This is a genomic window from Pseudomonas sp. MIACH, from assembly GCF_001269925.1.
GTDB lineage: Bacteria > Pseudomonadota > Gammaproteobacteria > Pseudomonadales > Pseudomonadaceae > Aquipseudomonas.
The window spans coordinates 26,963-50,377 of the sequence record NZ_LHVO01000053.1; the positions used below are offsets into that span (position 1 = coordinate 26,963).

17 protein-coding genes are annotated in these 23,415 nt (G+C 60.3%); 6 read left to right on the forward strand and 11 right to left on the reverse strand.

Annotation, left to right across the window (positions count from 1 at the left end):
• Nucleotides 1–261: 261 nt before the first annotated feature.
• Entirely contained in the window at nucleotides 262–1,725 is a 1,464-nt protein-coding gene (locus tag AD670_RS20560; RefSeq protein WP_053136545.1) for a glyceraldehyde-3-phosphate dehydrogenase, read from the reverse strand.
• A 340-nt stretch (nucleotides 1,726–2,065) separates the two neighbouring features.
• Between AD670_RS20560 and mfd the strand changes: the two genes are divergently transcribed.
• The 3 genes from mfd to AD670_RS20575 are packed head-to-tail and all read left to right on the forward strand — an operon-like array spanning nucleotide 2,066 to nucleotide 8,796.
• On the forward strand, nucleotides 2,066–5,515 hold the full coding sequence (mfd, locus tag AD670_RS20565; protein WP_053136548.1) for a transcription-repair coupling factor: 3,450 nt from the start codon (nucleotides 2,066–2,068) through the stop codon (nucleotides 5,513–5,515).
• Nucleotides 5,516–5,526: 11 nt separating this feature from the next.
• Nucleotides 5,527–6,093, forward strand: coding sequence for a CsiV family protein (locus tag AD670_RS20570; RefSeq protein WP_053136551.1), 567 nt, complete (start codon nucleotides 5,527–5,529; stop codon nucleotides 6,091–6,093).
• 9 nt (nucleotides 6,094–6,102) lie between these two features.
• Entirely contained in the window at nucleotides 6,103–8,796 is a 2,694-nt protein-coding gene (locus AD670_RS20575; protein ID WP_053136554.1) for a DEAD/DEAH box helicase, read from the forward strand.
• A gap of 31 nt (nucleotides 8,797–8,827) precedes the next feature.
• Here AD670_RS20575 and nagZ read toward each other — a convergent pair whose 3' ends face one another.
• Nucleotides 8,828–9,838 (reverse strand): beta-N-acetylhexosaminidase, encoded by a 1,011-nt coding sequence (gene nagZ, locus AD670_RS20580; RefSeq protein WP_053136557.1) that lies wholly within the window; start codon nucleotides 9,836–9,838, stop codon nucleotides 8,828–8,830.
• Between the two features lie 136 nt (nucleotides 9,839–9,974).
• Complete coding sequence (locus AD670_RS20585) at nucleotides 9,975–10,682, reverse strand: TetR/AcrR family transcriptional regulator (RefSeq protein WP_053136560.1); 708 nt, start codon at nucleotides 10,680–10,682, stop codon at nucleotides 9,975–9,977.
• A 264-nt stretch (nucleotides 10,683–10,946) separates the two neighbouring features.
• Here AD670_RS20585 and lexA point away from each other — a divergent pair, with 264 nt between their 5' ends.
• Complete coding sequence (gene lexA, locus AD670_RS20590; protein WP_003172575.1) at nucleotides 10,947–11,555, forward strand: transcriptional repressor LexA; 609 nt, start codon at nucleotides 10,947–10,949, stop codon at nucleotides 11,553–11,555.
• Nucleotides 11,556–11,565: 10 nt separating this feature from the next.
• Nucleotides 11,566–12,039 (forward strand): SOS-induced cell division inhibitor SulA, encoded by a 474-nt coding sequence (sulA, locus tag AD670_RS20595; protein ID WP_053136563.1) that lies wholly within the window; start codon nucleotides 11,566–11,568, stop codon nucleotides 12,037–12,039.
• A gap of 263 nt (nucleotides 12,040–12,302) precedes the next feature.
• On the opposite strand, the gene AD670_RS20600 is transcribed toward sulA, so the two are convergent.
• The 7 genes from AD670_RS20600 to AD670_RS20630 form a co-directional block, all read right to left on the reverse strand.
• Nucleotides 12,303–12,536, reverse strand: a complete 234-nt coding sequence (locus AD670_RS20600; protein WP_017254451.1) for a hypothetical protein — start codon at nucleotides 12,534–12,536, stop codon at nucleotides 12,303–12,305.
• Nucleotides 12,537–12,654: 118 nt separating this feature from the next.
• Nucleotides 12,655–13,176, reverse strand: a complete 522-nt coding sequence (locus tag AD670_RS20605; protein ID WP_053136566.1) for a DUF6586 family protein — start codon at nucleotides 13,174–13,176, stop codon at nucleotides 12,655–12,657.
• Nucleotides 13,177–13,422: 246 nt separating this feature from the next.
• Nucleotides 13,423–16,044 (reverse strand): type I DNA topoisomerase, encoded by a 2,622-nt coding sequence (gene topA, locus AD670_RS20610; RefSeq protein ID WP_053136569.1) that lies wholly within the window; start codon nucleotides 16,042–16,044, stop codon nucleotides 13,423–13,425.
• 114 nt (nucleotides 16,045–16,158) lie between these two features.
• Entirely contained in the window at nucleotides 16,159–16,395 is a 237-nt protein-coding gene (locus AD670_RS20615) for a DUF1653 domain-containing protein (RefSeq protein WP_010212074.1), read from the reverse strand.
• 97 nt (nucleotides 16,396–16,492) lie between these two features.
• Nucleotides 16,493–17,668: an acetyl-CoA C-acyltransferase FadA gene (gene fadA / locus AD670_RS20620; protein ID WP_026136849.1), complete on the reverse strand. Its 1,176-nt coding sequence runs from the start codon at nucleotides 17,666–17,668 to the stop codon at nucleotides 16,493–16,495.
• Between the two features lie 29 nt (nucleotides 17,669–17,697).
• A complete protein-coding gene (gene fadB, locus AD670_RS20625; RefSeq protein WP_053136572.1) occupies nucleotides 17,698–19,845 on the reverse strand; it encodes a fatty acid oxidation complex subunit alpha FadB in 2,148 nt (715 codons plus the stop codon).
• A gap of 495 nt (nucleotides 19,846–20,340) precedes the next feature.
• On the reverse strand, nucleotides 20,341–20,778 hold the full coding sequence (locus AD670_RS20630) for a hypothetical protein (protein WP_053136574.1): 438 nt from the start codon (nucleotides 20,776–20,778) through the stop codon (nucleotides 20,341–20,343).
• 105 nt (nucleotides 20,779–20,883) lie between these two features.
• Here AD670_RS20630 and AD670_RS20635 point away from each other — a divergent pair, with 105 nt between their 5' ends.
• On the forward strand, nucleotides 20,884–21,324 hold the full coding sequence (locus tag AD670_RS20635; protein ID WP_053136577.1) for a universal stress protein: 441 nt from the start codon (nucleotides 20,884–20,886) through the stop codon (nucleotides 21,322–21,324).
• A 119-nt stretch (nucleotides 21,325–21,443) separates the two neighbouring features.
• Here AD670_RS20635 and AD670_RS20640 read toward each other — a convergent pair whose 3' ends face one another.
• Complete coding sequence (locus AD670_RS20640) at nucleotides 21,444–23,363, reverse strand: ATP-binding cassette domain-containing protein (RefSeq protein ID WP_053136580.1); 1,920 nt, start codon at nucleotides 23,361–23,363, stop codon at nucleotides 21,444–21,446.
• Nucleotides 23,364–23,415 lie beyond the last annotated feature (52 nt).

The following is a 23,415-nucleotide window of genomic DNA, read 5'->3' on the forward strand; positions in this document are numbered from 1 at the left end:
GAGCAAGCTTGCTCGCGAAAAACGTCAACGATAACGCGTGCTTCCTGAATGAACGCGGCGCCTGTGAGTTTTTCGCGAGCAAGCTCGCTCCTACAAAAAGCCTTAACTGACTGGCATTAGCCCCCTCCCACGTGTCGACTTGTGAATACATTCAAATGTGGGAGGGAGCTTGCTCCCGATGAGGCCCTGCTCGACAACACAAAACCAGCAGCCATAAAAAAGCCCCGAACCAGTCGGGGCTTTCTCATTCAGTGCAAAGGCTTAGCGCGGGAACGCCGGCGGGTTGACCCCAGCCATGTCTTCCATCACGCGAACCACCTGGCAGCTGTAGCCGAACTCGTTGTCGTACCAGACGTACAGTACAACGCGGTTGTCCTGGGTAATGGTCGCTTCCGCGTCCACCACACCGGCGTGGCGCGAGCCAACGAAGTCGGTGGACACTACTTCCTGCGAGTTGACGAAGTCGATTTGCTTATGCAGATCGGAGTGCAGCGCCATGTAGCGCAGGTACTCGTTCATCTCTTCACGGGTAGCAGCTTTCTCAAGGTTCAGGTTGAGAATGGCCATCGACACGTTCGGCGTCGGCACACGGATCGCGTTACCGGTCAGCTTGCCGGCCAGCTCAGGCAGGGCCTTGGCAGCGGCGGTGGCAGCACCGGTCTCGGTGATGACCATGTTCAGCGCGGCGCTGCGACCACGGCGATCGCCCTTGTGGAAGTTGTCGATCAGGTTCTGGTCGTTGGTGTACGAGTGAACGGTTTCAACGTGGCCGTTAACAATGCCGAACTTGTCATTCACAGCCTTCAGCACCGGCACGATGGCGTTGGTGGTGCAGGAAGCGGCGGACACGATCTTGTCGTCAGCGGTGATTTCGCCGTGGTTGATGCCGTGGACGATGTTCTTGAGCTTGCCTTTGCCAGGCGCGGTCAGCACGACGCGGTCGATACCCGGGCAGGTCAGGTGCTGGCCGAGGCCTTCGGCATCACGCCATACGCCAGTGTTGTCCACCAGCAGGGCGTCCTTGATGCCGTACTGGGTGTAATCCACCTCAGTCGGGTTCTTCGCGTAGATCACCTGGATCAGGTTACCGTTGGCGGTGATGGTGTTGTTTTCTTCATCGATGACGATGGTGCCGTTGAACGGACCGTGTACCGAATCGCGGCGCAGCAGGCTGGCACGTTTGGTCAGGTCGTTCTCGGCGCCTTTGCGCACGACGATGGCGCGCAGGCGCAGGCCGTCGCCGCCACCGGTTTTTTCGATCAGGATGCGTGCCAGCAGGCGGCCGATACGACCGAAACCGTAAAGGACAACGTCGGTGCCTTTGCGGGCAGCGGCGTTTTGCTGGCCAACCACATCGGCCATTTCTTCACGCACGAACTGCTCGGCGCTGCGGCCGGCACCTTCCTTGCGGAATTTGTAGGCCAGCTTGCCCAGGTCTACCGAGGCCGCGCCGAGCTTGAGCTCGCTCATGGCCTTGAGCAGGGGGAATGTTTCGTGGACGGAGAGTTCGCTGTCGTCGGCAGAACGATGGCGAGCAAAGCGATGCGCCTTGAGAATCGCGATGACTGATTGGTTGATCAGGCTGCGGCCATAGATCGAGCTCACCACATTGTTATTGCGGTACAGCTGACCGATAAGCGGGATCATCGCTTCTGCGAGTGCTTCACGGTCGATCCATTCACCAAGACACTGGTCGGGCTTCTGAGTCACGGGAACCTTCCACATGTAGGGGCTGAAAAAAGGGGCTACATTATGTCGTCCGACCGCCCGTTGAGCAATGCGCCAAGCCCAACAAAAAGCCCTTGCAAAAAAATACCACCCCGCTACAGGCCAGGAAACACGCGGGCTTCAGAAGGCCACCAATGGCGCAGTGCCGCCAACTTGTCCGTAACCCTCCGAAACATCCGTGCAAAACGGCACTACATAATGAGTCAAAAGGCCGCTTTGTTTGTCTTAGCCACTACATTTCCTACAAACCGTAATAGGCTCAGTCAGCAACTGACAGGCGGCACCTCGGGCCGTTACAATTACCGACTTTGTCGCAACGCTTGGAGCTCAACCTTCCGTGCCCGTTCTGCGTCTACCGCTTCTCCCTGCCGCGGCAGGTAAACAGCACTGGGGCAACCTGCCCGGTGCCGCCCTGAGCCTGGCCATTGCCGAGGCTGCCAGCGCAGCCAAGCGCTTTACCCTGCTGCTCACCGCCGACAGCCAAAGCGCCGAACGGTTGGAGCAGGAGCTGAGCTTCTTCGCCCCCGATTTGCCGGTGCTGCATTTTCCCGACTGGGAAACCCTGCCCTATGACCTGTTCTCGCCGCACCAGGACATCATCTCCCAGCGTATCGCCAGCCTTTACCGCCTGCCGGAACTGGCCCACGGTGTGCTGGTGGTGCCGATCACCACCGCCCTGCACCGCCTGGCGCCGACCAAGTTCCTGCTGGGCAGCAGCCTAGTGCTGGATATTGGCCAGAAGCTCGACGTGGAACAGATGCGCACGCGCCTGGAAGCCAGTGGCTACCGTTGCGTTGACACGGTGTACGAACACGGCGAGTTCGCCGTGCGTGGTGCACTGATCGACCTGTTCCCGATGGGCAGCAAGTTGCCGTACCGCATCGACCTGTTCGATGACGAAATCGAGACCCTGCGCACCTTCGATCCGGAAAACCAGCGTTCCATCGACAAAGTCGAGTCGATCAAGCTGCTGCCGGCGCGGGAATTTCCGCTGCAAAAAGACGCGGTCACGCGCTTCAAGGCGCGCTTCCGTGAACGCTTTGATGTCGACTTCCGCCGCTGCCCGATCTTCCAGGACTTGAGCAGCGGGATTACTCCGGCCGGTATCGAGTACTACCTGCCGCTGTTCTTCGACGAAACCTCCACCCTGTTCGATTACCTGCCCCAGGACACCCAAGTGTTCTCGCTGCCGGGCATCGAGCAAGCGGCAGAGAACTTCTGGAACGACGTGCGCAACCGCTATGAAGAGCGCCGTGTCGATCCTTCACGGCCTTTATTGCCGCCCGCCGAGCTGTTCCTGCCGGTGGAAGACTGCTTCGCCCGCCTGAAAAACTGGCCGCGCGTGGTCGCCAGCCAACAGGACGTGGACGCCGGCAGCGGCCGCGAGCGTTTCCCGGCGGGAACGCTGCCGGACCTGGCGATCCAGGCCAAAGCCACGCAACCACTGGAAGCCCTCTCGAACTTCCTCGGCGACTTCCCCGGTCGCGTACTGTTCACCGCCGAGTCCGCCGGGCGCCGTGAAGTGCTGCTGGAACTGCTGGAACGCCTGAAGCTGCGGCCGAAAACCGTCGACAGCTGGCCGGATTTTGTCGCCAGCAAAGAACGCCTGGCGATCACCATCGCGCCGCTGGACGAAGGCCTGCTGCTGGATGACCCGGCACTCGCGCTGATCGCCGAGAGCCCGCTGTTCGGTCAGCGTGTGATGCAGCGTCGCCGCCGTGAAAAACGCGCCGACGCCAACAATGATGCGGTGATCAAAAACCTCACCGAACTGCGCGAAGGCGCGCCGGTGGTGCATATCGACCACGGCGTCGGCCGCTACCTCGGCCTGCAGACCCTGGAGATCGACAACCAGGCCGCCGAATTCCTCACCATGGAATACGCCGAGGGCGCCAAGCTCTATGTGCCGGTGGCCAACCTGCACCTGATCGCCCGCTACACCGGCAGCGACGACGCCCTGGCGCCGTTGCACCGCCTGGGCTCCGAGACCTGGCAGAAAGCCAAGCGCAAGGCCGCCGAACAGGTGCGCGATGTCGCCGCCGAACTGCTCGACATCTATGCCCGTCGTGCGGCGCGCGAAGGGTATGCCTTCGCCGACCCGAAAGCCGACTACGCCACCTTCAGCGCCGGCTTCGCCTTCGAAGAAACCCCGGACCAGCAAACCACCATCGAAGCCGTGCGCGCCGACATGCTCGCGCCCAAGCCGATGGACCGCCTGGTGTGCGGCGACGTGGGCTTCGGCAAGACCGAAGTGGCCATGCGCGCAGCCTTTATTGCGGTACACGGCGGCAAGCAAGTGGCGATCCTGGTGCCAACCACCCTGCTCGCCCAGCAACACTACAACAGCTTCCGCGACCGCTTTGCCGACTGGCCGGTGAGCGTGGAAGTGATGAGCCGCTTCAAGTCCGCCAAGGAAGTGAATGCCGCCGTCGCCGACCTCGCCGAAGGCAAGATCGACATCGTGATCGGTACGCACAAGCTGCTGTCGGACGATGTGAAGATCAAGAACCTGGGCCTGGTGATCATCGACGAAGAACACCGCTTCGGTGTGCGTCAAAAAGAACAGCTCAAGGCCCTGCGCAGCGAGGTCGACATCCTCACCCTCACCGCCACGCCGATTCCGCGCACGCTGAACATGGCCGTGTCGGGCATGCGCGACCTGTCGATCATCGCCACGCCACCGGCGCGGCGCCTGTCGGTGCGCACCTTCGTCATGGAGCAGAACAAAAGCACGGTCAAGGAAGCACTGCTGCGCGAATTGCTGCGCGGCGGCCAGGTGTACTACCTGCACAACGACGTAAAAACCATCGAGAAATGCGCCGCCGACCTTGCCGAACTGGTACCGGAAGCACGCATCGCCATCGGCCATGGGCAGATGCGCGAACGCGATCTCGAACAGGTGATGAGCGACTTCTACCACAAGCGCTTCAACGTGCTGATCGCCTCGACCATCATCGAGACCGGCATCGACGTGCCAAGCGCCAACACCATCATTATCGAGCGGGCCGACAAGTTCGGCCTGGCCCAGTTGCACCAGTTGCGCGGTCGGGTTGGGCGCAGTCACCACCAGGCGTATGCCTACCTGCTGACACCGCCCCGCCAACAGATCACCGGGGACGCCGAAAAGCGCCTGGAAGCAATCGCCAACACCCAGGACCTGGGCGCCGGTTTTGTCCTGGCCACCAACGACCTGGAAATCCGTGGTGCCGGCGAACTGCTGGGCGATGGCCAGAGCGGGCAGATCCAGGCCGTCGGTTTCACCTTGTATATGGAGATGCTCGAACGCGCGGTGAAAGCCATCCGCAAGGGCGAGCAGCCGAACCTCGATCAACCCCTGGGCGGCGGTCCGGAAATCAACCTGCGCTTGCCGGCGTTGATCCCCGAAGACTACCTGCCGGATGTGCATGCACGGCTGATCCTGTACAAGCGCATCGCCTCGGCCACCGACGAAGAAGGCCTCAAGGACCTGCAGGTGGAGATGATTGACCGCTTCGGCCTGCTGCCCGAGCCGACCAAGAACCTGGTGCGCCTGACCCTGCTCAAATTGCAGGCCGAGCAGCTTGGGATCAAGAAAGTCGACGCCGGGCCGCAGGGCGGGCGTATCGAATTCGAAGCGCAGACCCCGGTAGACCCGCTGGTGCTGATCAAGCTGATCCAGGGCCAGCCCAACCGCTACAAGTTCGAAGGGGCTACGCTGTTCAAGTTCATGGTGCCGATGGAACGCGCCGAAGAACGCTTTAATACATTGGAGGCGTTGTTCGAGCGCCTCATCCCGAAATCTGTTTGAAGGACGCCCCAATGCGCCTGTTCCGCATTCTGAGCCTATTGTTGGTGGTACTCGCACCTTCGGCATTTGCCGACAGTCCGTATCAGGTGGAAATGATTCTGGTACGCCAGAACGCGGAGCCGGCGCTCAACAGCCGCGCTGCGCCGGAAAACTGGGATGAAGGCGCGCAGCGATTGGGCGACAGACTGAGCCCGCCGCGCCTGAACAATATCGTCGACAAACTCAACGCCGATAACAGCTTCACCGTGCTGGCGCACAAGGCCTGGGAACAGAATCTCGGCGAGCAGCCGGTCAAAATCGCGATCACCGACGGCCAGGAGCAGTTCGGCCAGTTTCCCATCGAGGGTGTGCTGAGCCTGCAATTGGGGCGTTTCACGGATATCGATGCGGACTTCTGGCTCAACACGTTCGACAGCAACGGCAGCGTGGTCGCCAGCGAACACCTGAGCCAGAAAGACGTGCGCACCAAGAACAACCAGCTCAACTACCTGGACGGCGGCCACCTGGCCCTGCTGATCAAGATCACGTCGCTGACCGCCAAACCACCCAGCGCCCCCCCGCCCGACATTCAGGACTGATCCAGCGCCATGCCCCTGACGTCGCCGTTGACCAAACCCCTGGCCCCTTCATGGGCCAATCGCTTCAAAGAGCAAAGCCTGGAGCGCGGGCGACGCTACGCCCTGGAGAACCGCGTACGCATCGTCGAGTCCGGCGACAGCACCATCATCGCCAGTTGCGAAGGCTCGGGGAGCAACGTTTACCGGCAGACCATCTCATTGCGTGAATCGGCCAAGGGCGCGCTGATCCTGGTGGACAGCCGCTGTACCTGCCCGGTGCACACCAACTGCAAACATATCGCGGCGGTACTGCTCAAGGTTCAGGAAACCCTGGCCTACCCGGCCGCCGCCCAGGATGCCGAGCTGCTGGAAAAGCTCCAGGCAGTGCTGGATAACCGTGTGGTGTTGCCGCAGGTGGTGATGGAGGATGTTGTGCCCGTACCGCGCCTGTGGCTGGCCAGCGTCGAGTTCAGCGCGTTTGAACCGCGCAACGGCAAGATGCAGCGTTATATCCAGCACCGTGCGGCGCTGTCGTTCAACTATTTGGGCAACTATGTCAGCGGGCAGAAAAACGCCGACATCATCGTGCGCCAGGAAACCCAGAGCCTGCGCATCAAGCGTCATCCCGAGCTGGAGCAGCCCTATCGCGAGCAACTGCGCCTGCTCGGTTTCAAGATCGCCACGCGCCAGAGCAAGGCATTGCCGGAGAGCGCCGGCGAGCTGTTCGAGATGGTCAATGACAGTGCCTGGCTGAACTTCACCCTCAATGCATCGCCGACCCTGCGGGCCGAGGGCTGGGAGCTGCAGATCGACGAAGACTTCGGTTTTGACCTGAGCGCCGTCGACGATTGGTACGCCACGGTTGATGAAGGGCCAGAGCGCGATTGGTTCGACCTGGAACTGGGGATCATCGTCAACGGCGAGCGGCTGAGCCTGTTGCCGATCCTGCTGAACCTGATGCGCTCCCACACCGAGATCCTCAACCCGGAGAAACTCGCACGCCGCCGCGATGATGAGCTGATCCTGGTGAATATCCCCGGCCTGCCCAATGGCGGTCACGGCCCGCTGCAAGTGGCCCTGCCCTACGGCCGCTTGAAACCGGTGCTCGCCACCCTCGGTGAGTTCTACCTGCAGGAAGCCGGCACCACCACGCTGCGCCTGGCCAAGGCCGATGCGATTCGCCTCAACCCGCTGGAAGACCTGCCCCTGCAATGGGAGGGTGGCGAGAAGATCCGCAACTTTGCCCAGCGCCTGCGGGACATCAAGGATTTCACCTGTTCAGCGCCTGAAGGGTTGAACGCAACACTGCGACCTTATCAGTTGGAAGGCTTGAGCTGGATGCAGTCGCTGCGCCAACTGGAGGTGGGCGGGATTCTTGCGGATGACATGGGCCTGGGCAAAACCCTACAGACCTTGGCGCATATCCTCAGTGAAAAGATCGCCGGACGCCTGGACCGGCCGTGCATGGTGGTGATGCCCACCAGCCTGATCCCCAACTGGCTCGACGAAGCGGCGCACTTCACCCCGCAGCTCAAGGTACTGGCGCTGTACGGTGCCACGCGCAAAAAACACTTCGCCAGCCTGCAGGACTACGACCTGCTGTTGACCACCTACGCCCTGCTACCCAAAGACATCGAACAACTGGCCGCCCTGCCCTTGCATGTGCTGATCCTCGATGAAGCCCAGTACATCAAGAACCCTTCCAGCAAGGCTGCCCAGGCCGCGCGCGAGCTGAATGCCCGGCAGCGCCTGTGCCTGAGCGGTACACCGCTGGAAAACCACCTGGGCGAGTTGTGGTCGCTGTTCCACTTCCTGCTGCCGGGCTGGCTGGGCGACGTCAAGAGCTTCAACCGCGACTACCGTGTTCCCATCGAAAAGCGCGCCAGTGAGGTGCGATTGCAGCACCTCAACGGCCGGATCAAACCCTTCCTGCTGCGCCGCACCAAGGAGCAGGTGGCCACGGAGCTGCCGCCCAAGACCGAAATCATTCACTGGGTCGATCTCAATGAGGCTCAGCGTGATGTGTACGAAACCATGCGCCTGGCCATGGATAAAAAGGTCCGCGACGAGATCACCCGCAAAGGCGTGGCGCGCAGCCAGATCATCATTCTTGAGGCGCTGCTGAAGCTACGCCAGGTGTGCTGCGACCTGCGGCTGGTCAACGACGCCACCCTGCCCGCCCGTGGCAGCAGCTCGGGCAAGCTCGACAGCCTGATGGAAATGCTCGAAGAGCTGTTTGAGGAAGGTCGCCGGATCCTGTTGTTTTCCCAGTTCACCTCAATGTTGAGCCTGATCGAAGTCGAGCTGAAAAAACGCGGTGTCGCCTACGCCCTGCTGACAGGCCAGACCCGCGATCGGCGCACGCCGGTGAAGGATTTCCAGAGCGGCAAGTTGCAGATTTTTCTGATCAGCCTGAAGGCCGGTGGCGTGGGGCTGAACCTGACCGAAGCTGACACCGTGATTCACTACGACCCTTGGTGGAACCCGGCCACGGAAAACCAGGCCACCGACCGTGCGTATCGCATCGGCCAGGAGAAGCCGGTGTTCGTCTACAAGATGATTGCGCGGGGCACGGTGGAGGAAAAAATCCAACACCTGCAGAAGGAAAAGTCCGACCTGGCGGCGGGTGTGCTGGATGGGCGTACGACGGGGGATTGGCAGTTGGGCAACGACGATATCGAAGCGTTGTTTGCGCCGTTGCCGAACAAGCAAGAAAAGCGCTGACCAATCGCGCCTTACGCCCCCCCCCTACACATCATTCGATCAGTTGAGCGGCCCTAAGGGCAGTCAGGGCCGTCAACCAACGTGGATCCTGCTTATAGTCAGTCGAAGCAAGCGCCTGCCCACGCATCCGCGCGATGCGAGCCGAAGGCGTGACCTTCATCCGCTGCGCCGCACTCAGCGCCAACTCGGCCGCCTCACGATCGTTGCACACCAGGCCCATGTCGCAACCGGCGGTCAGCGCCGCTTCAATCCGACTGGCGGCATCACCCACCACATGGGCACCGGCCATCGACAGGTCATCGCTGAAAATCACCCCATCAAACTGCAACTCGCCGCGCAGGATGTCCTGCAACCAGCGGCGCGAAAAGCCTGCGGGCTGCGCATCCACCTGAGGGTAGATGACGTGTGCCGGCATGACCGCCGCCAACTGCTTGCTCAAGCGTGCGAAAGGCACCAAGTCATTGGCGCGAATCTGTTCCAAGCTGCGTTCGTCATTGGGAATGGCGACGTGGGAATCAGCCTCGGCCCAGCCATGCCCCGGAAAGTGTTTACCGGTTGCGGCCATGCCGGCGCTGTTCATGCCGCGGATAAAGGCACCGGCCAGCACAGCGGCGCGCTCGGGATCGCCTTCGAAGGAACGGGTGCCGACCACGGCGCTGCGCTGGTAGTCCAGATCCAGTACCGGGGCGAAGCTCAGGTCGAGACCGACCGCCAGCACTTCAGTGGCCATGATCCAGCCGCACTGCTCGGCCAGGTACTCGGCGTTGGGGTTGTCCGCCAACGCGCGCATGGCCGGCAGGCGCACAAAGCCTTGACGCAGGCGCTGGACACGACCGCCTTCCTGGTCGACAGCCAATAGCAGGTCAGGGCGCACGGCGCGAATCGCCGCGCTCAATTCCCGCACCTGGCGCGGATGCTCGATATTGCGCGCGAAAATGATCAAGCCACCGACTTCAGGCTGGCGCAACAGGTGGCGATCCTCGGCCGTCAGCCAAGTACCGGCAACGTCGACCATCAAAGAACCTTGCAGGGCAGCAGTCATAAACCTTCCTTAAATAACGCACACAACCCGTTGCCCTCACCAGGCACAGTGAGAACAACAGGTTGCGAGTAAATAGCTGAATTCGGCATGGGCGGCTAGCTTAGCGGATGCAAGCGGCCTCGCCCACCCGCGACGGTCAAACCTTGGCGGGGGCCGGCACGGATTTGCTGCGTGGACGCAATTGAGCGGCAGCCATCGCCGAGTCGGTCACGCCGGTTTCAGCGCGCATGCCGGCAGCAAGGAACGGCACCATCAGGCGCATCACCTGCTCGATGGAGGTGTTGACGCCGAAATCGGTCTCGGCAATCGCACGCAACGCCTTGATCCCGGACATGCTGAATGCGGCAGCACCGAGCATGAAGTGCACGCGCCAGAACAGTTCGATAGGCGGAATACGCGGGGCAGCTTCGTTGACCAACAACATGTAGCGTCGGAATACCTTGCCGTACATATCTTCCAGGTAACGGCGCAGGTGGCCCTGGCTCTGGCTGAATGCCAGGCCCAACAAGCGCATGAAGATCGACAAGTCATTGCCGCTGCGCGGCTGAACCACCAGCGCTTGCTCCACGAGGATTTCCAGCAACTCTTCCAGGGTCGGCTTATGGTCGGCCTTGGCCTGGCGACGCTCCAGTTCACGGTCGAGGCTGGCACAGAAGGGTCCCAGGAAGCGCGAGAACACGGCCTGGATCAGGGCTTTTTTCGAGCCAAAATGGTAGTTCACCGCAGCGAGGTTAACCCCCGCCTTGCTGGTGATAAGGCGCAATGAAGTTTCAGCAAATCCTTTTTCCGCGAACAACTGCTCGGCAGCATCGAGAATGCGTTCAACGGTTTCCGACTGGGCCATGACTACTCCGCCTGACAAACACTTGTTTGAAACATACGTTTCAGGTTGTGTCTTGTCAAGCCTGCGGGGCCGTTTTCCGGCTGGGCAGTCAGCTCTTTCACTGGCTATTTAATCACATCCACCCAGGCCTGTAGGCAGCGCTATCTCTACCTTGTAGGACGGATCACGAGTGACCGTCCAGCGGAGTCGCATAAAAGGATGATTGCCAAGCGCAGTTCACTGTATATAATCCCAGTCACTGTATAAAAAGACAGAGCGATCAACATGCTAAAACTGACGCCACGCCAAGCTGAGATTCTGGCTTTTATCAAGCGCTGCCTCGATGACAACGGCTACCCGCCGACGCGAGCGGAAATTGCGCTGGAACTGGGTTTCAAGTCGCCCAACGCTGCCGAAGAACACCTGAAGGCCCTCGCTCGCAAAGGCGCGATCGAGATGACCCCCGGTGCTTCGCGGGGCATCCGCATCCCTGGCTTCGAAGCCAAGGCCGACGAATCGACATTGCCGATCATCGGTCGCGTCGCCGCCGGTGCGCCGATCCTGGCGCAGCAGCACGTCGAGGAGTCCTGCAACATCAACCCAACCTTCTTCCACCCTCGCGCCGACTACCTGTTGCGGGTACATGGCATGAGCATGAAGGACGTGGGTATTTTCGATGGCGACCTGCTGGCCGTCCATACCACCCGCGAAGCCCGTAATGGCCAGATCGTCGTCGCCCGTATCGGCGATGAAGTCACCGTCAAACGCTTCAAGCGCGAAGGCAGCAAGGTCTGGCTCCTGGCCGAGAACCCTGAGTTCGCCCCGATTGAAGTGAACCTGAAAGATCAGGACCTGGTGATCGAAGGCCTGAGCGTCGGCGTCATTCGCCGCTAAAGGAGGCATCATGCAGCTCGTCCACACCCCACAACACACACAACTGTCGCTGTTCGAGGCCTTTATGGCCCAACCTCTTGCGCCCATCCTCAAGGAAACGGTCGAGGCGCCCTGGAGCGCCGAACCTGAGGCGTTCAGTGAGCTGTCGTTGCGCGGTGCGGCCGGGAGCTGCCTGAGCCTGCTGGCGCCGATCCTTCGCGAACTGAGCGAAGAGCAGGATGCACGCTGGTTGACGCTGATCGCCCCGCCCGCCAGCCTGACCCAGGCCTGGCTGCGGGACGCCGGCCTTAACCGCGAACGCATCCTGTTGCTGCAACCTCGTGGTGCGCAAAGCGCCCAGCAACTGACCTGTGAAGCCTTGCGCCTGGGCCGTAGCCACACCGTGGTGAGCTGGCTCAACCCGCTGAATGCAACGGCCAAGCAGCAGTTGATCAGCGCAGCGCGTACCGGCGATGCGCAGAGCTTGAATATTCGATTGGGGTAATTCGGTGTGCGGCAGGCTGTCCCTGTGGAGGGGGCCTGTTGTGGCGATGCTCTCACTGTGGCGAGCGGGCTTGCCCCGCGTTGGGCTGCGGAGCGGCCCCAAAACCAGACACCGTGGAATACCTGATATACCGAGTTAATCTATCTAGGGCCGCTTCGCAGCCCAACGCGGGGCAAGCCCGCTCGCCACAACAAGCCCGCTCACCACACAAGCCTGCTAACCACACAAGCCTGCTAACCACAACAAACCTGACCCTATAGGGCTCAGTGAAGAACGCGCGGCCCGTCTTCTTTCTCCGGCTCACCTTCGGCCAGACGACCTGCCATCTGCACACCAACGCTCAACATGGCTTTTGCCACTTCCACGTGCTGGCCCTGCAGGAACGCCTTGGCGTCCTCGGAAAAGTCCAGAATAACCAGAGAACCTTCGTCCTCAGCCCGGCGCAGCTCAATTCGGCCGTCAGGCAACTCAACAATTTCCAGAAAGGACGTCGGCATAAAAGTCTGTTCTCCACGAAAGGCCGGGATTATATCAGTCATCCGCCCGGCCTCGTTGAGGATCTGAACAGGTTTCTTTACCGCTTGATGAACGGTGCCATATGAATCCGACCAGCGTTCAGCACTCGTTCAAACCTTCACGAAAGCGCAAAGCCATCTTTTTCAGGTCCTGGCGCCAGCCTTCCAACTCTTCGCGACTCAATGGCTTGGGCTCTTCCTCTTCCAACGCAATCGCCACGATCAAGGGCTGGGTCACGTCGCCCTTGGGCACATGGGGAACACGGGGCGGCTGAAACATATCCGCGTGGGCCTTCAACAGACGCGCGACCCAGCTGTCAGGGCTCTGGGCCATTTCCACCAATTCGGCCAGCTCAGGGATCGCCATGCTTTCCAGCACTTCACGATTCATGATCATTTCCGCACGTGGCGAACCGGCCTGGGGCAAGCGGTAGAACCCGGCGATCTCATGACACAAGCCCAGTAACGCACCATACAGGTGGAACAACGCGGCTTCACGCCCGGCCTGAACCAGCGCAATCGCGTTCATCTCTTTCCCTTCCTCGGCGCGACCAAGGGCTTCCAGGGACAAACCCGCGAAGTAAATTTTCTGGTTGGTACGGGTATAGAGTTCGTTGGCCATAACGGCAATCTCCACAACGAATAAGCGTGATGCTGGCTGAACAGTGTCACGGATCAGCCGAGCCTACTGCAAGTGCAATAAACCGCTGCTTACGCGGGTCAAAACTCGACTTTCAGATCCAGACAGATCCAAATGTGGGAGGGGGCTTGCCCCGATAGCGGAGCATCAGTCATACACATGTCGACTGATATACCGCTATCGGGGGCAAGCCCCCTCCCACACTGGACCTTCAGCGCATCCGACGGATCAAGCGCCCTGGCGCTTGTCCTCGACCTTCCACTTGCCACCGTCGTAGAACGCTTTCCAGCCGGTAGGCTTGCCGTCCACTTCGGTCTGCACGTACTGCTCCTTGGTCTTGCGGCTATAGCGGATCACGGCTGGGCGACCATCCGGGTCCTTCTTAGGCGCTTCACACAGGAAGTGGTACTTCGGATCGATCTCGTCCTTGTGCGGCACGATCTCCAGCACCAACGGCGCTCGGGTCTCGCGGTTTTTCGGGAACTGGCTGGCCGCCAGGAACAGACCCGAAGCGCCGTCACGCAGGATGTAGGTGTCGTTGACCTTCTCGCACTTGAGTTCCGGCATCTTCACCGGGTCCATCTTCGGCGGCGCCGCATCACCGCTTTTCAGCAGCTTGCGCGTGTTCTTACAGGTCGGGTTGGTGCAACCGAAGAACTTGCCGAAGCGGCCGGTCTTGAGCTGCATCTCGCTGCCGCACTTGTCGCATTCCAGGCTCGGACCTTCGTAGCCTTTGATGCGGTAGGTACCTTCTTCAATTTCGTAGCCGTTGCAATCCGGGTTGTTACCACAGATGTGCAGCTTGTGCTTCTCGTCCAGCAGGTAGGCATCCATCGCCGTGCTGCAGATCGGGCAGCGGTGCTTGCCACGCAGTACCAGCGACTCGGACTCACCCTCGTCGTCAGCGGCGATTTCATCGCCCGGCACCAGGTTGACTGTCGCCTTGCAGCGCTCTTTCGGTGGCAGGCTGTAGCCCGAGCAACCCAGGAACACGCCAGTGGACGCAGTACGAATCTGCATCGGACGGCCACAGGTCAGGCACGGAATGTCGGTCATCACCGGCTGGTTGGCACGCATGCCGCTCTCTGGGCTTTCGGCCACTTCGAGTTTTTTCTTAAAGTCGCCGTAGAACTCGTCGAGCACGTTTTTCCAGTCGCGCTCGCCCTGGGCCACGTCATCGAGGTTCTCTTCCATACCGGCGGTAAAGCCGTAGTCCATCAGGTTGGAGAAGCTCTCGGACAAGCGCTCGGTGACGATATCGCCCATCTTTTCCGAATAGAAACGACGGTTGTGCAGCGCGACGTAGCCACGGTCCTGGATGGTCGAGATGATGGCCGCGTAGGTCGAAGGACGACCGATACCGCGCTTCTCCATCTCTTTCACCAGGCTGGCTTCCGAATAACGCGCCGGCGGCTTGGTGAAGTGCTGGGACGGGTCGAGCTTGATCAGCTTCAACGTGTCGCCCTGGGCCATGTCCGGCAACACATCGTCGTCGCCTGGCTTGGCGATCTGCGGCATCACACGGGTGTAGCCGTCGAACTTGAGGATACGGCCCTTGGCGCGCAGCTCGAAGTCGCCAGCGCCTACGCTGACGGTGGTGGACAGGTATTGCGCCGGCAGCATCTGGCAAGCCAGGAACTGGCGCCAGATCAGCTCGTAGAGGCGCTCAGCGTCGCGTTCCATGCCGCTCAGCTTGCTTGGCTCGGTGTTGGCATCGGAAGGACGAATCGCTTCGTGAGCCTCTTGGGCGCCTTCTTTGCTGCTGTAGACGTTCGGCTTCTCCGGCAGGTACTTCTTGCCGAACTCGCTTTCAATATAAGTGCGCGCCATCGCCACCGCGTCTTGCGACAGGTTGGTGGAGTCGGTACGCATATAGGTGATGTAGCCGGCTTCGTACAGACGTTGGGCCATCATCATGGTTTTCTTCACGCCGAAGCCCAGGCGGTTGCTCGCGGCCTGTTGCAGGGTGGACGTGATGAACGGTGCCGACGGCTTGCTGCTGGTCGGTTTGTCTTCACGCTTGACGATGCTGTAGCTGGAGGCCTTGAGCTTCTCCAGCGCGGCCATAGCCTGGGCTTCGTTCAGCGGCTTGAAAGCCTCGCCTTTCTCGCGGGCCACTTCAAAGCGCACATTGGCGCCCTTGGCAGTGCCCAGGTCGGCGTGGACTTCCCAGTATTCTTCGGGGTTGAACGCACGGATCTCACGCTCACGCTCCACCACCAGCTTGACCGCTACCGATTGCACACGACCAGCGGACAGGCCGCGGGCGATCTTGGCCCACAGCAGCGGCGAGACCATGTAACCCACGACGCGGTCGAGGAAACGACGGGCCTGCTGGGCGTTGACGCGGTCGATGTCCAGCTCGCCCGGCTTGGAGAAGGCTTCCTGGATGGCTTTCTTGGTGATTTCGTTGAACACCACACGCTTGTAGCGGCTGTCATCACCGCCGATGGCTTCCCGCAGGTGCCAGGCAATGGCTTCCCCTTCGCGGTCCAAGTCCGTTGCGAGATAGATGGTGTCGGCATCTTTGGCGAGCCGGCGCAGCTCTTCGATGACCTTTTCCTTGCCCGGAAGGATTTCGTACTTGGCCTTCCAGCCATGGTCCGGGTCCACACCCATGCGCGAGACCAGCTGCTTGCGCGCTTTCTCTTTAGGCGTGAGCACCGGGCCTTCGCCCGCAGCCGCCTTGCCGCGCTTGGCGGCAGGCTCCTTGCTGGCGCTAGCCGAACCGCTGGTGGGCAGGTCTCGGATATGGCCGATACTCGACTTCACCACGTACTCGTTGCCCAAGTACTTGTTGATGGTCTTGGCCTTAGCCGGGGATTCCACAATGACCAGCGATTTGCCCATGGATCGGAAAATTCCTGAATTCGAGAAGTGAAAGGCAGTTGGCGCCTGACGCGGCAACGCTATATATAGTGGCAACAAGGTGAGGTCAAGCGCAGCATTCTGCGCGGCCTGCCGTTATTGCCCTGAAAAAAGACTGGGTTCGGCCTGGACCAAAGCAAAGCGCGGGACCTGCTCGCCGTCAACTTCGACGGTCTCCAGGAACATGCTCAAGGGGCGCACCCAAAAGCCGTAATCGCCATACAGTGCTTGGTAGAACACCACTTCTTCTTCGGTCTCGGAATGCCGTGCCACGCTGAAAACGCGGTACTGCGGACCTTTATAATGTTGGTAGAGCCCTGGTTCGACTTTCATGCTCTGGCCCCCTTATAAAATTTGTTGAAAAAAAATATTAAAAATTCCAAAAAACAAAAACCGGGGCACTGGGCCCCGGCTTCCGTCAACTCAACGCTTAGACGCGTTCGAAGACGGTGGAAATGCCTTGGCCGAGACCAATGCACATGGTTGCAACCCCAAGGTTACCGCCATTTTGCTTCATCACGTTAAGCAAAGTGCCGGAAATACGCGCACCGGAGCAACCGAATGGGTGGCCCAGGGCAATCGCACCGCCGTGCAGGTTAACCTTCTCGTTCATCTTGTCGAGTACTTTCAAATCTTTCAGCACCGGCAGGGCCTGTGCAGCGAAAGCTTCGTTGAGCTCGAAGAAGTCGATATCGGAGATGGTCAGGCCCGCGCGCTTCAAGGCTTTTTGTGTCGCCGGTACTGGACCATAGCCCATGATTGCCGGGTCCACACCCGCCACCGCCATCGAACGAATCACCGCCAGCGGCTGGATACCCAGGTCCTGGGCACGCTGCGCCGACATCACGATCATGCACGAGGCGCCGTCGGTGATTTGCGACGAAGTACCGGCTGTCACGGTGCCGCCCTTCGGATTGAAGGCAGGCTTGAGGGCCGCCAGGCTTTCCAGGGTGGTATCCGGACGAATGGTTTCGTCGTAGTCGAACAGTTTCAGGAAACCGTTCTCGTCGTAGCCGTTCATCGGGATGATTTCATCCTTGAACTTGCCTTCCACGGTCGCCTTGTGGGCGAGCTGGTGGGACCGCACGCCGAATGCATCCTGGGCTTCACGGGTAATGCCGTGCATCTTGCCGAGCATTTCCGCGGTCAGGCCCATCATGCCCGAGGCTTTTGCCGCGTACAGCGACATGTGCGGGTTAGGATCGACGCCGTGCATCATGCTGACGTGGCCCATGTGCTCCACGCCACCGACCACGAACACATCACCGTTGCCGGTCATGATCGCCTGGGCGGCGGTGTGCAGCGCACTCATGGACGAGCCACACAGGCGGCTGACGGTCTGGCCGGCTGCCGTGTGCGGGATCTGCGTCATCAACGACGCCATGCGCGCGATGTTCCAGCCCTGCTCCAGGGTCTGGTTGACGCAGCCCCAGATCACGTCTTCGACTTCGTTCGGGTCGACCTTGACGTTGCGTTCCAGCAGCTTGCTGATCAGGTGCGCCGACATGTCTTCAGCGCGGGTGTTGCGGTGCATGCCGCCCTTGGAGCGGCCCATCGGAGTACGACCGAAGTCGACAATCACGACGTCTCTTGGATTCAAGCTCATAAATATTCTCGCTCTAGTCGTCTGGGCACTTAACCGAAGAAGCGCTGGCCGTTCTTGGCCATCTCACGCAGCTTCGCGGTCGGGTGGTACAGCGGGCCCAGATCAGCGTATTGATCAGCCAGGGCAACGAACTCGGCCACACCGATCGAATCGATGTAACGCAGCGCACCACCACGGAATGGAGGGAAACCAATACCGTACACCAGGCCCATATCGGCTTCGGCGGCGGTTTCAACGATGCCGTCTTCCAGGCAACGCACGGTTTCCAGGCACAGGGCGATCATCATCCAGTTGATGATGTCCTCGTCGGACACCTCACGCTGCTCGTAGATGACCGGCGCGAGTACTTCGTGCACCGATGGGTCGGCCACTTTCTTCTGCTTGCCCTTCTTGTCCGCCTCGTAGGCGTAGAAGCCTTTGCCGTTCTTCTGGCCCAGGCGCTTGGCCTCGTAGAGCGCGTCGATCGCCGAGCGGCGGTCGTCTTTCATGCGGTCCGGGAAGCCTTCAGCCATCACGTCACGACCGTGGTGGCCGGTGTCAATGCCGACCACGTCCATCAGGTACGCCGGGCCCATAGGCCAGCCGAATTTTTCCATGACCTTGTCGATGCGCACGAAGTCCACACCGGCACTCACCAGCTTGGCGAAACCGCCGAAGTACGGGAACAGCACGCGGTTGACCAGGAAGCCCGGGCAGTCGTTGACCACGATCGGGTTCTTGCCCATTTTCTTGGCGTAGGCAACGGTGGTGGCAATCGCCAGCTCGCTGGACTTCTCGCCACGGATCACTTCCACCAGCGGCATCATGTGCACCGGGTTGAAGAAGTGCATGCCGACGAAGTTTTCCGGACGCTTGAGGGCTTTGGCCAGCAGCGAGATGGAAATGGTCGAGGTGTTCGACGCCAGGATGGTGTCGTCTTTGACGTGGCCTTCAACTTCAGCCAGTACCGCCTGCTTGACCTTCGGATTCTCGACAACCGCTTCGACTACCAGGTCGACATGGCCGAAATCGCCGTAGGACAACGTAGGACGAATGCCGTTAAGCACTTCAGCCATCTTCGCAGCCGTCATGCGACCTTTATCAACGCGGCCAACCAGCAGCTTGGCGGCTTCGGCCAGGCCCTGTTCGATACCGTGCTCGTTGATGTCTTTCATCAGGATCGGCGTGCCTTTGGACGCCGACTGATAGGCGATACCGCCGCCCATGATACCGGCACCGAGTACGGCAGCCTGTTTCACGTCCTTGGCGATTTCGTCGTAGGCCTTGGCCTTTTTCTTCAGTTCCTGGTCGTTCAGGAACAGGCCGATCAGGCTCTGGGCGGCCGAGGTCTTGGCCAGTTTGACGAAGCCTGCCGCTTCCACTTCCAGGGCTTTGTCGCGACCGAAGTTCGCGGCCTTCTGGATGGTCTTGATCGCTTCAACCGGCGCCGGGTAGTTCGGGCCGGCCTGGCCAGCCACGAAACCCTTGGCGGTTTCGAACGACATCATTTGTTCGATGGCGTTGAGCTTGAGTTTTTCCAGCTTCGGCTGACGTTTGGCCCTGTAGTCAAATTCGCCGCTGATGGCGCCCTTGATCAGGTTCAACGCGGCTTCGGCCAGTTTGTCCGGAGCCACCACAGCGTCGACGGCACCGACTTTCAGCGCGTCTTCGGCACGGTTTTCCTTGCCGGCGGCAATCCACTCGATGGCGTTGTCGGCACCGATCAGGCGCGGCAGACGTACGGTGCCGCCGAAGCCTGGGTAGATGCCCAATTTGACTTCAGGCAGGCCGATCTTGGCCGTGGCCGCCATGACGCGGAAGTCCGCCGCCAGGCACATTTCCAGGCCACCGCCCAACGCGATGCCGTTGATCGCGGCAACGGTCGGTACGTTGAGGTCTTCGAAATCGCTGAAAATCTTGTTGGCTTCGAGGTTGCCAGCCACCAGCTCGGCATCGGGCAGCTTGAAGTTGTCGACGAATTCGGTGATGTCAGCGCCGACGATAAACACGTCCTTGCCGCTGGAGACGATCACGCCTTTGATCGATGCATCAGCCTTGATGGTGTCTACGGCCTGACGCAGTTCGTTCAGGGTTAGACGGTTGAACTTGTTGACGGACTCACCCTTGAGGTCGAACTTCAGTTCGACGATGCCACTTTCAAGAGCCTTAACCGTGATGGCTTTACCTTCGTAAATCATCAACTGATCTCCACGATATGGAAGCTGAACAGTACACATTGGACGCTGGCCTATGCTTGGACATTGATAATTTCGTCAATGCTCAGGCCAATCCGCCAGGCACACCCGCCAATGCGATAGTCGGGGTTCTGTATGAGCGGTCTGACAGACAAACGCTCAATTCATACGCCCGTTTGATTTGGGTACGCCACCTTCATCCAATTCCGAGCAATTGTCAATCGCTCGAAAGGCTAGGAAAAACGCGACTTTCCAGTCATTTCAGAACCCCAGGCACAGGCTCGCGATTCGTCAATATTTAAATATTCACGAAATCAATAATGGAAAATATAGGCGAAACCGCTGTACAGGATCGGATATGCCGCTAGGCTAGCGACAACCGTAACGCGCCCGGATGAACATCCGGTGTTGCAAACACAGATTTACCGGCCTGCCTGGCCAACTCCAGCCCGATGATGCTTTCGGGCTTTTTATTGCCTGGCGTTTAACACTGAAGCATCAGGCCAGGGCCTTGAGCAATTTATCAATGGCCAGCAGATCACTCGCCTCACCCTTCTCGCCCCAGTAAAGGGCGATCATTTGCTTGTCGGCCTCGACCTTGTAGACATTCGCCGGCAGCGTTGCAAAATGCGGCAACAACTTCTCATCGACACACACTTCGCGCCACTGATTGACCCACACCCCCGGCTCCAACTGCCAGTAACTCCAGAGCGCCGGCGCACTGCCGCGCCGTGGCCGACAGTACTGCGCACACGGGCTCGGCGGCTCCTGCTTGAGCCAGTGCGGCCACTCCTGGGGCGCCAGTTGCATGGCCAGGCCGATGCGGCGTGCCTCCATGCGCAGGGCCATGCGCCCGCTCTGATGGCGCGATGGACGCAGCCATGCCAGAGGGCTCAGAACCACGACAAGGATTGACACCACTATCCAGACCGTCATATGTGTACTCCCGATTTTTCTGATGAGCGGATTTGACCCGACGCAACCCTATCCGCTTGAAAGCAGCCATACTGAATCTATTGCAGTCCCCTGGAGGAACGCCCCATGTCCTACGAACATATTCTGGTCGCCGTAGACCTGACCGAAGAGTGCGATCCAGTGATCAAGCGCGCCCGCGCCTTCGCCGTCGCCAGTGGCGCGAAACTGTCCCTGGTGCATATCGTGGAGCCCATGGCCATGGCCTTTGGCGGCGACGTGCCCATGGACCTTTCCCAATTGCAGCAACAGCAGTTCGACCAGGCCAAGGAGCGCCTTGAGCGCCTGATCATCAAATACCCGGAAGTGACCAAGGAAAACTCCCACCTCACCTACGGCCAGCCGCGCCAGGAAATCCACCAACTGGCCAAGGATAAGCATTGTGATCTGATCGTGGTCGGCAGCCATGGCCGTCACGGTTTGGCGTTGCTGCTGGGCTCCACCGCCAATGATGTGCTGCATGGTGCGCCGTGCGATGTATTGGCGGTGAAGCTGGTAAAAAGTTCGTAAGACCGATGCGGTTCAAATGTGGGAGGGCGCAAGCCCCCTCCCACATTTGAACCGCATTTCATATGAAAAACCCGGTGTTCATCAGATGAACACCGGGTTTTTTATTGCGTGTAGATCACTCAGGCATCCAACTCAGCCCAACGCTCAACCAGCACTTCCAGTTCCTGGTTCAACGTCTCCAGGGAAGCAATGACCTTGGCGGTTTCCGCCGCCGGACGCAGGTAGAAACCCGCGTCAGCCATTTCCGCTTCTACTGCGGCGATCTGCTGTTCCTTGGCGTCGATATCCGCCGGCAAGGCTTCCAACTCACGCTGCAGCTTGTAGCTGAGTTTCTTCTTGGCCGCCGGCGCAGCGTCCTGAGTCGGTGCAGCAGCTTCCACGGGAGCAACCACAGCGGAGGTCAGGTCGGCCTTGCCGGACTTGCTCTCGGTCACGCCCAACAGGCGCGGCGAGCCGCCCTGGCGCAGCCAGTCCTGGTAACCACCGACGTATTCACGCACCTTGCCTTCACCTTCGAAGACCAGGGTGCTGGTGACTACGTTGTCGAGGAATGCCCGGTCGTGACTGACCATCAGCACGGTGCCGTTGAAGGTCAGCAGGACCTCTTCCAGCAGCTCGAGGGTTTCCACATCGAGGTCGTTGGTCGGTTCGTCGAGCACCAGCAGGTTGGCCGGTTTGCTGAACAGCTTGGCCAGCAGCAGGCGCGCACGCTCACCACCGGACAAGGCTTTCACCGGCGTACGCGCACGTTGCGGGCTGAACAGGAAGTCGCCCAGGTAGCTGAGCACGTGGCGGCTCTGGCCGTCGATGTCGATAAAATCGCGGCCTTCGGCGACGTTATCGATCACGGTTTTTTCCAGGTCCAACTGATGGCGCAACTGGTCGAAGTAGGCCACGTCGATGCGCGTGCCCTCTTCCACGGTGCCGCTGGTCGGTTTCAGGCCATTGAGCATCAGCTTGAGCAAGGTGGTCTTGCCGGTACCGTTGGCGCCCAACAGGCCGATACGGTCGCCACGCTGCAGGACCATCGAGAAGTCCTTGATCAGGAACGGGCCATCCGGGTGATGGAAGCTGACGTTCTCCAGCACCATGACCTGCTTGCCCGACTTATCGGCGGTATCCAGCTGGATATTGGCCTTGCCGGTGCGTTCGCGACGTTCGCTGCGCTCAACGCGCAGGGCCTTGAGGGCACGCACACGGCCTTCGTTACGGGTGCGGCGCGCCTTGATGCCCTGGCGGATCCAGACTTCTTCCTGGGCCAGTTTCTTGTCGAACAGGGCGTTGGCAGTTTCTTCGGCGGACAGTGCAGCTTCCTTGTGCACCAGGAAGCTGGCGTAGTCGCCGTTCCAGTCGATCAGGCCACCACGGTCCAGTTCGAGGATGCGCGTGGCGAGGTTCTGCAGGAAGGAACGGTCGTGCGTGATGAACAGCACGGCGCCCTGGAAATCCTTGAGGGCTTCTTCCAGCCAGGCGATGGCACCGATGTCCAGGTGGTTGGTCGGTTCGTCGAGCAGCAGCAGATCCGGCTCGGACACCAAGGCCTGGGCCAACAGCACACGCCGACGCCAGCCGCCGGACAACTCGGCGAGGGTCTTGTCGGCCGGCAGTTGCAGGCGGCTCAAGGTGCTGTCGACCAGTTGCTGCAGGCGCCAGCCGTCACGGGCTTCGAGGTCTTGCTGGACATGCATCAGCTTGTCCAGGTCCGCTTCGGTGACGCAGTTCTGTGCCAGGTGATGGTATTGCGCAAGCAATTCACCGACACCGTCCAGGCCTTCGGCAACCACGTCGAACACGGTCCGTCCGTCGGCAACCGGCAGTTCTTGCGGCAATTCGCCAATCTTGAGGCCTGGGGCGCGCCAGACAGAGCCGTCATCGGGCTTCTGGTCGCCTTTTACCAGCTTCATCATGCTGGACTTGCCGGTGCCGTTGCGGCCGATGATGCACACCCGCTCACCACGGGCGATCTGCCAGGACACCTTGTCCAACAACGGCATAGCGCCGAAAGCAAGGGACACATCGCTGAATTTGAGCAGGGTCATACGCTTCTCCAAAAACTGGGCGCGCATTCTACCTGACTTGAGGGTGGGATGC

Excerpts from the sequence above, each read along its gene's own strand:
- AD670_RS20560 (WP_053136545.1), bottom strand. The coding sequence starts at position 1,725 with ATGTGGAAGGTTCCCGTGACTCAGAAGCCCGACCAGTGTCTTGGTGAA.
- AD670_RS20570 (WP_053136551.1), top strand. The coding sequence starts at position 5,527 with ATGCGCCTGTTCCGCATTCTGAGCCTATTGTTGGTGGTACTCGCACCT.
- AD670_RS20575 (WP_053136554.1), top strand. The coding sequence starts at position 6,103 with ATGCCCCTGACGTCGCCGTTGACCAAACCCCTGGCCCCTTCATGGGCC.
- nagZ (WP_053136557.1), bottom strand. The coding sequence starts at position 9,838 with ATGACTGCTGCCCTGCAAGGTTCTTTGATGGTCGACGTTGCCGGTACT.
- AD670_RS20585 (WP_053136560.1), bottom strand. The coding sequence starts at position 10,682 with ATGGCCCAGTCGGAAACCGTTGAACGCATTCTCGATGCTGCCGAGCAG.
- lexA (WP_003172575.1), top strand. The coding sequence starts at position 10,947 with ATGCTAAAACTGACGCCACGCCAAGCTGAGATTCTGGCTTTTATCAAG.
- sulA (WP_053136563.1), top strand. The coding sequence starts at position 11,566 with ATGCAGCTCGTCCACACCCCACAACACACACAACTGTCGCTGTTCGAG.
- AD670_RS20600 (WP_017254451.1), bottom strand. The coding sequence starts at position 12,536 with ATGCCGACGTCCTTTCTGGAAATTGTTGAGTTGCCTGACGGCCGAATT.
- AD670_RS20605 (WP_053136566.1), bottom strand. The coding sequence starts at position 13,176 with ATGGCCAACGAACTCTATACCCGTACCAACCAGAAAATTTACTTCGCG.
- topA (WP_053136569.1), bottom strand. The coding sequence starts at position 16,044 with ATGGGCAAATCGCTGGTCATTGTGGAATCCCCGGCTAAGGCCAAGACC.
- AD670_RS20615 (WP_010212074.1), bottom strand. The coding sequence starts at position 16,395 with ATGAAAGTCGAACCAGGGCTCTACCAACATTATAAAGGTCCGCAGTAC.
- fadA (WP_026136849.1), bottom strand. The coding sequence starts at position 17,668 with ATGAGCTTGAATCCAAGAGACGTCGTGATTGTCGACTTCGGTCGTACT.
- fadB (WP_053136572.1), bottom strand. The coding sequence starts at position 19,845 with ATGATTTACGAAGGTAAAGCCATCACGGTTAAGGCTCTTGAAAGTGGC.
- AD670_RS20630 (WP_053136574.1), bottom strand. The coding sequence starts at position 20,778 with ATGACGGTCTGGATAGTGGTGTCAATCCTTGTCGTGGTTCTGAGCCCT.
- AD670_RS20635 (WP_053136577.1), top strand. The coding sequence starts at position 20,884 with ATGTCCTACGAACATATTCTGGTCGCCGTAGACCTGACCGAAGAGTGC.
- AD670_RS20640 (WP_053136580.1), bottom strand. The coding sequence starts at position 23,363 with ATGACCCTGCTCAAATTCAGCGATGTGTCCCTTGCTTTCGGCGCTATG.